Consider the following 7,630-nt stretch of genomic DNA (forward strand, 5'->3'; position numbering starts at 1 on the left):
GCTCCGGCCCCCGCGCCGGTCACCCCGGCTCCGGCCGCGCCGGCCGCCGTGTCCCCCGTGGACGACGGCGCCTACGTGACCCCGCTGGTGCGCAAGCTCGCGTCGGAGAACGGCGTGGACCTGTCCAGCGTCAAGGGCACCGGCGTCGGTGGCCGTATCCGCAAGCAGGACGTCATCGCCGCCGCGGAGGCCGCCAAGGCCGCCGCTCCGGCCGCTGCCGCCCCGGCCGCCGCCGCGCCGAAGGCCCCCGCCCTGGAGGTCTCCCCGCTGCGTGGCCAGACGGTCAAGCTGCCGCGCATCCGCAAGGCGATCGCGGACAACATGCACAAGGCCCTGCACGAGCAGGCCCAGCTGTCCTCGGTCATCGAGGTCGACATCACGAAGCTGATGAAGCTCCGTGCCAAGGCCAAGGACGGCTTCGCCGCCCGCGAGGGCGTCAAGCTCTCCCCGATGCCGTTCTTCGTCAAGGCCGCCGTCCAGGCGCTGAAGGCCCACCCGGTCATCAACGCCCGCCTGAACTACGACGAGGGCACGATCACCTACTTCGACTCGGAGAACGTCGGCATCGCCGTCGACTCGGAGAAGGGCCTGATGACCCCGGTCATCAAGGGCGCGGGTGACCTGAACATCGCGGGCATCGCGAAGCGGACCGCCGAGCTGGCGAACAAGGTCCGTACGAACAAGATCGCTCCGGACGACCTGGCCGGCGCCACCTTCACGATCTCCAACACGGGTTCGCGCGGTGCGCTGTTCGACACGGTCATCGTCCCGCCGAACCAGGTCGCCATCCTGGGCATCGGTGCCACGGTCAAGCGCCCGGTCGTCGTCTCCGACCCGGAGCTCGGCGACACGATCGCCGTGCGCGACATGACCTACGTGACGCTCTCCTACGACCACCGTCTGGTGGACGGCGCCGACGCGGCCCGTTACCTGACGACGGTCAAGCAGATCCTCGAGGCGGGCGAGTTCCACGCCGAGCTGGGCCTGTAAGACCCTCAGGAGCGCCCCGTAGGACCCTCGGGAGCGCCTGAGCAGCACGACGGAGCCCCCGTCCGGAGACCGACCTCCGGGCGGGGGCTCCGTGCTGCCCGGGGCCAGGGCCGGCGGTGTCTCAGCCTGTGGGCACCGGGCGTCCACCGGCGGCCCTCGCGCGGGCCCGGGAGCGGGTGCGCCGATCGGTGCCGGTTCGGGTCCCAACGGGGCTTGTGGGCGCCGGAGTTGGGCCGTTTCGGGGGCCGCCCGGCCGGGCCCCGGCACCGGGCGCACCGATGACAAAACGTGCCACGTAACGCGCATCACCTGCGACGGGAGCCCTCGCGCCCTTCCTGGCCTGGGGCGCGGCCGTATTGTCTAGAGGTCGATGTCCTTGGCCTCCCGGAGGAGCCCACAATGACCACGCCCGTCGTCCACTCGCTGCGCGAACAGATCCGCGAGCACATCGTGGAGGGGATCGTGAGCGGCCGCTGGAAGCCGGGCGAACGGATCGTGGAGCGACGCATCGCGACCGAGCTGGAGGTCAGCCAGACGCCCGTGCGGGAGGCCCTGCGGGAGCTGGAGTCGCTGCGCCTGATCGAGTCGGCGCCGAACAAGGGCGTGCGGGTGCGGAACCTGTCCGCGGCCGACCTGGAGGAGAGCTATCCGGTGCGGGCCGGCCTGGAGGCCATCGCGGCCGAGCTGGCCGCCGAGCGCCTGGCCGAGGACTGCTCGGCCCTGGAGCCGCACGTGGCGGCCCTCTACCGGGCCGACCAGGAGGCGGACGGGACCGGCCAGGTGCGGCACACGGTGGCCTTCCACCGGGAGCTGGTGCGGGCCGCGAACAACTCGGTGCTGCTGCACACCTGGGAGGGGCTCGGCATCGAGGTCTTCACCGCACTGTCCATCCGCTGGCTGGGCACGGTGCAGCAGTCGTACGCGGAGGAGCACGAGGAGATCGTCGCCGCGTTCCGGCGCCGGGACCCGGCCATCGCGGAGATCGTGAAGACCCACGTCCTGGGGTGCGCGCCGCGCGCGTGACCTGAGGTACGGAGGAGCGCCCGGGAGGGGCACTGGGTGCCCCTCCTCTTCGCTTTCGGGGCGTTTTCGGGTGTTTGACCTGGCACCTTGTGCCGACTTTCGCGTTCTGGCGAGGTTTTACCCCTGCACCCTTTGATCGATCATCGATCAGGGAGTTACAGTCGCCGACGGGTCCACACCCGGACCCCGCCCTGTCCTGCCAAAGACATCAAGGGCACCCCCAACCCCACCCCCTTCGACTCAGGAAGGCGTGCGGCGACTATGACCGACCCCATGCGCATCCAGCAGAGCGAGCTCGACCAGCTCCCGGACCGCGACCCGGAGGAGACCGCCGAATGGCAGGCTTCCCTGGACGCCGTCACGGAGGCCGCCGGCCCGCACCGTGCCGCGTACCTGATGCGGCGCACACTGGAGCGCGCCGAGGCGGGCGGCCTGGCGCTGCCGAAGCTTCTTGAGACGGACTACGTCAACTCCATCCCCACCGCGGCCGAGCCGGCCATCGACGGTGACGAGGAGATGGAGCGCCGGATCACCGCCTGGAACCGCTGGAACGCGGCGGCCATGGTGACCCGCGGCTCGAAGCACGGCGTCGGCGGCCACATCGCCACCTTCGCCTCGGCCGCCTGGCTCTACGAGACCGGCTTCAACCACTTCTTCAAGGGGAAGGAGGGCGACGGCTCCGGCGACCAGCTGTACATCCAGGGCCACGCCTCCCCGGGCATCTACGCCCGCGCCTTCCTCGACGGCCGCCTGAGCGAGCAGCAGCTCGACCTGTTCCGCCAGGAGTCCGGCGGCAACGGCCTGCCGTCCTACCCGCACCCGCGGCGCCTGCCCTGGCTGTGGGAGTTCCCGACGGTCTCCATGGGCCTCGGCCCGCTGTCGGCGATCTACCAGGCCCGGTTCAACCGGTACCTGACCAACCGCGGCATCAAGGACGTCTCCGCCTCGCACGTGTGGGCGTTCCTCGGCGACGGCGAGATGGACGAGCCCGAGTCGACGGCGGCCCTCGCCCTGGCGAGCCGCGAGGGTCTGGACAACCTGACCTTCGTCATCAACTGCAACCTGCAGCGCCTCGACGGCCCGGTGCGCGCCAACTTCAAGATCGTGCAGGAGCTGGAGGCCCAGTTCCGCGGCGCCGGCTGGAACGTCGTGAAGTCGCTGTGGGGCAACGCCTGGGACGAGCTGTTCCAGCTCGACACCACCGGTGCCCTCGTCCGCCGGCTGCGCGAGGTCCCGGACGCGCAGGTGCAGACGTACCAGACGCGTGACGCGGCCTACATCCGCCAGGACTTCTTCGGCAAGGACCCGGCGCTGGTCGAGCTCGCGAAGCTCATCAGCGACGACAAGATCCTCGAGTGCTTCCACCTGTCGCGCGGTGGCCACGAGCCGCGCAAGGTCTACGCCGCGTACAAGGCCGCCCTGGAGCACAAGGGCGCCCCGACCGTGATCCTGGCGCAGACCGTCAAGGGCTTCACCCTGGGTGAGGGCTTCGCGTCGAAGAACGCGAACCACCAGATGAAGAAGCTCACGACGGACGAGTTCAAGAACATGCGTGACCTTCTCGAGCTCCCGATCAAGGACAGCGACTTCGTCGACGGTGTGGTCCCCTACGGCCACCCCGGCGCCGACTCCCCCGAGGTGCGCTACCTCCAGGAGCGCCGCGCGGCCCTGGGCGGTCTCGCCCCGGCCCGCCGCACGCAGCCGCTGCCCGCGCTCCCGGCCCCGGCCGACAAGGCGTTCGCGTCCTTCGACAAGGGCTCCGGCTCGCAGTCGGTGGCGACGACGATGGCCTTCGTACGCCTGGTCAAGGACCTCGTGCGCGACAAGGAGACCGGCAAGCGCTGGGTTCCGATCGTCCCGGACGAGGCCCGCACCTTCGGCATGGAGAGCCTCTTCCCGTCCCTGGGCATCTACTCGCCCAAGGGCCAGACGTACGAGCCGGTCGACCGCGACCAGCTGATGTACTACAAGGAAGCCAAGAACGGCCAGATCCTCAACGAGGGCATCACCGAGGCCGGCTCGATGGCCGACTTCATCGCCGCGTCCAGCGCGTACGCGACGCACGGCGAGGCGATGATCCCGTTCTACATCTTCTACTCGATGTTCGGCTGGCAGCGCACGGCCGACCAGATGTGGCAGCTCGGCGACCAGCTCGGCCGCGGCTTCCTCGTCGGCGCCACCGCCGGCCGCACGACGCTCACCGGTGAGGGCCTCCAGCACGCGGACGGCCACTCCCCGATGATCGCCGCGACGAACCCGGCCGCGCTGACGTACGACCCGGCGTTCGCCTACGAGGTCGCCGCCATCGTCAAGGAGGGTCTGCGCCGCATGTACGGCGAGGCCCGTCCCGACGAGGACCAGAACGTCTTCTACTACCTGACGGTCTACAACGAGCCGATGCCGCAGCCCGCGAAGCCCGCGGCCGACGGCATCGACCAGGGCATCGTCAAGGGCCTGTACCGCTTCAACACGGCGGAGACCGCGGGCCTGTCCCCGGCCGCCAACGCGCCGCGCATCCAGCTGCTCGGCTCCGGCACGGCGATCCACTGGACCCTCAAGGCGCAGCAGCTGCTCGCCGAGGAGTGGGGCGTGGCCGCCGACGTGTGGTCCGCGACCTCGTGGACCGAGCTGCGCCGTGACGCGCTGGAGGCGGACGCCGCGATCCTGCGCGGCGAGGAGCGGGTGCCGTTCGTGCGGCAGGCGCTCCAGGGCGCCGAGGGCCCGGTCCTGGCCGTGTCCGACTACATGCGCCAGGTCCCGGACCAGATCGCGCAGTGGGTGGAGCAGGACTGGTCCTCGCTCGGTGCGGACGGCTTCGGTCTGTCCGACACCCGTGAGGCGGCCCGCCGTCACTTCGGCGTCGACGCCGAGTCGATCGTCGTCGCGGCCCTGGCCCAGCTCGCCAAGCGCGGCGAGGTCAAGGCCACGGCCGTGAAGGAGGCGCGCGAGCGCTACGGCCTGTAGGCCCTCCCGAGAGGTACCGCGCGTGCCCCGTCCCGGATTGCCGGGGCGGGGCACGCGTGCGTGAATGGACGGGTCCGCCGCCCGCTGCCCGGAGGCGTCCCGTGAAGATCTCCAAGACTCCGTCCGCGCCCTGCTGGGCGAGCCTGTCGACCACGGACACCGCCGCGGCGGGCCTGTTCTACGAGGCCCTGTTCGGCTGGCGGGCCGAACCGGTGGCCGATTCCTCGGCCGGCGGGTACGGGAACTTCGCGCTGGACACCGGTGGGCCGGTGGTCGCCGGGGTGGGCCCGGTGCGGATGCCGCAGCAGCCGGCGACCTGGCTGCCGTACTTCCAGTCGAGCGGGGTCGAGGCGATGTCCGCGCGGGTCGGGGGCAACAGCGGCCGCGTCGTGTCGGGGCCGCACGGCATCCTCGACCAGGGGCGGCTCGCGATCTGCCAGGATCCGGCGGGCGCGGCGTTCGGCCTGTGGGAGCCGCTGGAGCACGCCGGGTTCCAGACGGTGAACGTGCCGGGCAGCTTCTGCTGGTTCGAGCTGCTGACCCGGGACGGGCCGGGGGCCGTGGACTTCTACCAGTCGGTGCTCGGCTGGGGCACGCACCGGCGCGGGGACGGCCCGTACACGGAGTGGACCGTGGCCGACGAGCCGTTCGGCGGGATGGTCGACATGTCGACGGGCGAGTTCCCGCCGGACATCCCCTCGCACTGGAACCTGTACGTCGCCGTCACCGACCCCGACGCGACGGCCGCCCGGTGCGCGGAGACCGGCGGGCAGGTGCTCGTGCAGCCGACGACGATCGACGCCGGCCGTTTCGCGATGCTGGCCGATCCTCAGGGCGCGGCGCTGTCCGTGATCCGCTTCGCGGACTGAGCCATGATGGCGGCATGCGTGCCGCCCGGCTGATCAAGATGGTGCTGTTGCTCCAGTCCCGCCCCGCGATGACGGCGGCGGAGCTGGCCCGTGAGCTGGAGGTCTCGGAGCGGACCGTGACGCGGGACGCGCAGGCCCTGTCGGAGGCCGGCGTCCCGGTGTACGCGGACCGGGGCCGGGCGGGCGGCTACCGGCTGATCGGCGGCTACCGGACCCGGCTGACCGGGCTGGCGCGCGGGGAGGCGGAGGCGCTGTTCCTGTCCGGGGTGCCGGGCGCGCTGCGCGACATGGGCCTGGAGGACGCGGCGTCGGCGGCGCGGCTCAAGGTGTCGGCGGCGCTGCTGCCGTCGCTGCGGGACGCCTCGCGGACGGCCGCGCAGCGGTTCCATCTGGACGCGCCGGGCTGGTTCCACGAGCCGCGCACGCCCGAGCTGCTGCCCGCGGTCGCGGAGGCGGTGTGGGGCGACCGGGTGCTGCGGGTCGCCTACCGGCGCGGCTCCGCGGATCGCGGACCGGCGCCCGTGGAGCGGGAGTTGGAGCCCTACGGGCTCGTGCTGAAGGCGGGGGTCTGGTATCTGGCGGCGCGGGTGCGGGGTGGTTCCGGCGGCGGGTTCCGGGTGTACCGGCTGGACCGGATCGACGCGGTGGAGCCGGTGGAGGCGGGTTCAGGGGGCGGGGAGTCGTTCGTACGGGACGAGGAGTTCGATCTGCCCGCGTTCTGGGCGGAGCGGGCGGAGCAGTTCGCTCGGGCCCTGCTGCGGGCCGAGGTCGTGGTGCGGCTGACGGAGGCCGGGGTGCGGCGGCTGCCGCAGGTCACGGACGGGGCGGCGGCGCGGGAGGCGGTGGCCGCGGCGGGGCCGGCGGACGGGGCGGGGCTCGTCACCGTGACGCTGGCGGTGGAGTCGGAGGAGGTCGCGTTCACGCAGCTGCTCGCGCTGGGGCCGGACGCGGAGGTGGTGGCGCCGGCCGGGCTGCGGGAGCGGCTCGGACAGGCGGCGCGGGCCATGGCGGCGCGGTACGCGTGAGCCGGTGGCATGTGCTGCTCCGGCGAGTTCGCGCACTCGGCGTGCGTCCGTGCGGCGCAGGGCAGATGCTTGTCCCGTGATGGACGAGACGGAGTTCTGGGAGATCGTGGACAGCACCCGCGAGGCCGCCGAGGGCGACCCCGAGGACCACGCCGAGCTGCTCGTCGACCGGCTGCTCCAGCTGGATCCCGACGCGGTGCTCGACTTCGCCCGGCACTTCGAGTCCCGGTACAACCGGGCGTACCGGTGGGACCTGTGGGGTGCGGCGTACGTGCTGCTGGGCGGGGCCAGTGACGACGCCTTCGACTTCTTCCGGTGCTGGCTGATCGGGCAGGGGCGGGAGGTCTTCGAGGGGGCGCTGCACGATCCGGACTCCCTGGCGGAGTCGCTCCGCGAGTTCGACGAGGAGGTCGACGGGGACGGGGAGGAGCTCGGGTACGCGGCGGACGAGGCGTACGAGGAGCTGACCGGGGCGGTCGCCGCGGATCTGGGGATTCCGCCGGCTCCGGCCGAGCCGGAGGGGGCGCCGGTGAACTTTGAGGATGCGGGTGTGCTGACGCAGTTGTACCCGCGCTTGGCCGAGCGGTTCGGCGTGGCGCCGTAGCTTCGTCCGTTTCGTCGCCGGGTGCGGGCCGGTGGGGGCTGGTCGCGCAGTTCCCCGCGCCCCTGGAAGGCAGCGGCTTCGCCGCGCCTTCCCCAGATGAAAGGCGCCCCGCACCTTGATCGGGGAAATGCGACCCGAAGGGTCTGCATTTCAGG

The 7,630-nt window shown here is 72.1% G+C and carries 6 protein-coding genes; all 6 read left to right on the forward strand.

The window, feature by feature from the left end:
* Window positions 1-990, forward strand: a 990-nt coding sequence (gene sucB, locus ACFW9D_RS36975; RefSeq protein ID WP_384629737.1) for a 2-oxoglutarate dehydrogenase, E2 component, dihydrolipoamide succinyltransferase, incomplete at its 5' end; no start/stop codon positions are given.
* A 399-nt stretch (window positions 991-1,389) separates the two neighbouring features.
* Window positions 1,390-2,013: a GntR family transcriptional regulator gene (locus tag ACFW9D_RS36980; protein ID WP_188339329.1), complete on the forward strand. Its 624-nt coding sequence runs from the start codon at window positions 1,390-1,392 to the stop codon at window positions 2,011-2,013.
* Between the two features lie 261 nt (window positions 2,014-2,274).
* On the forward strand, window positions 2,275-4,977 hold the full coding sequence (gene aceE, locus ACFW9D_RS36985; protein ID WP_188339328.1) for a pyruvate dehydrogenase (acetyl-transferring), homodimeric type: 2,703 nt from the start codon (window positions 2,275-2,277) through the stop codon (window positions 4,975-4,977).
* Window positions 4,978-5,078: 101 nt separating this feature from the next.
* Entirely contained in the window at window positions 5,079-5,846 is a 768-nt protein-coding gene (locus tag ACFW9D_RS36990) for a VOC family protein (RefSeq protein WP_384629740.1), read from the forward strand.
* A gap of 14 nt (window positions 5,847-5,860) precedes the next feature.
* Window positions 5,861-6,871 carry a helix-turn-helix transcriptional regulator gene (locus tag ACFW9D_RS36995; RefSeq protein WP_384629742.1) on the forward strand — a complete coding sequence of 337 codons (1,011 nt, stop codon included), beginning with the start codon at window positions 5,861-5,863 and terminating at the stop codon, window positions 6,869-6,871.
* Window positions 6,872-6,950: 79 nt separating this feature from the next.
* Window positions 6,951-7,475, forward strand: coding sequence for a DUF4240 domain-containing protein (locus ACFW9D_RS37000; protein ID WP_384629745.1), 525 nt, complete (start codon window positions 6,951-6,953; stop codon window positions 7,473-7,475).
* Window positions 7,476-7,630 lie beyond the last annotated feature (155 nt).

This window comes from Streptomyces sp. NPDC059524 (assembly GCF_042749255.1).
GTDB lineage: Bacteria > Actinomycetota > Actinomycetes > Streptomycetales > Streptomycetaceae > Streptomyces > Streptomyces xanthii.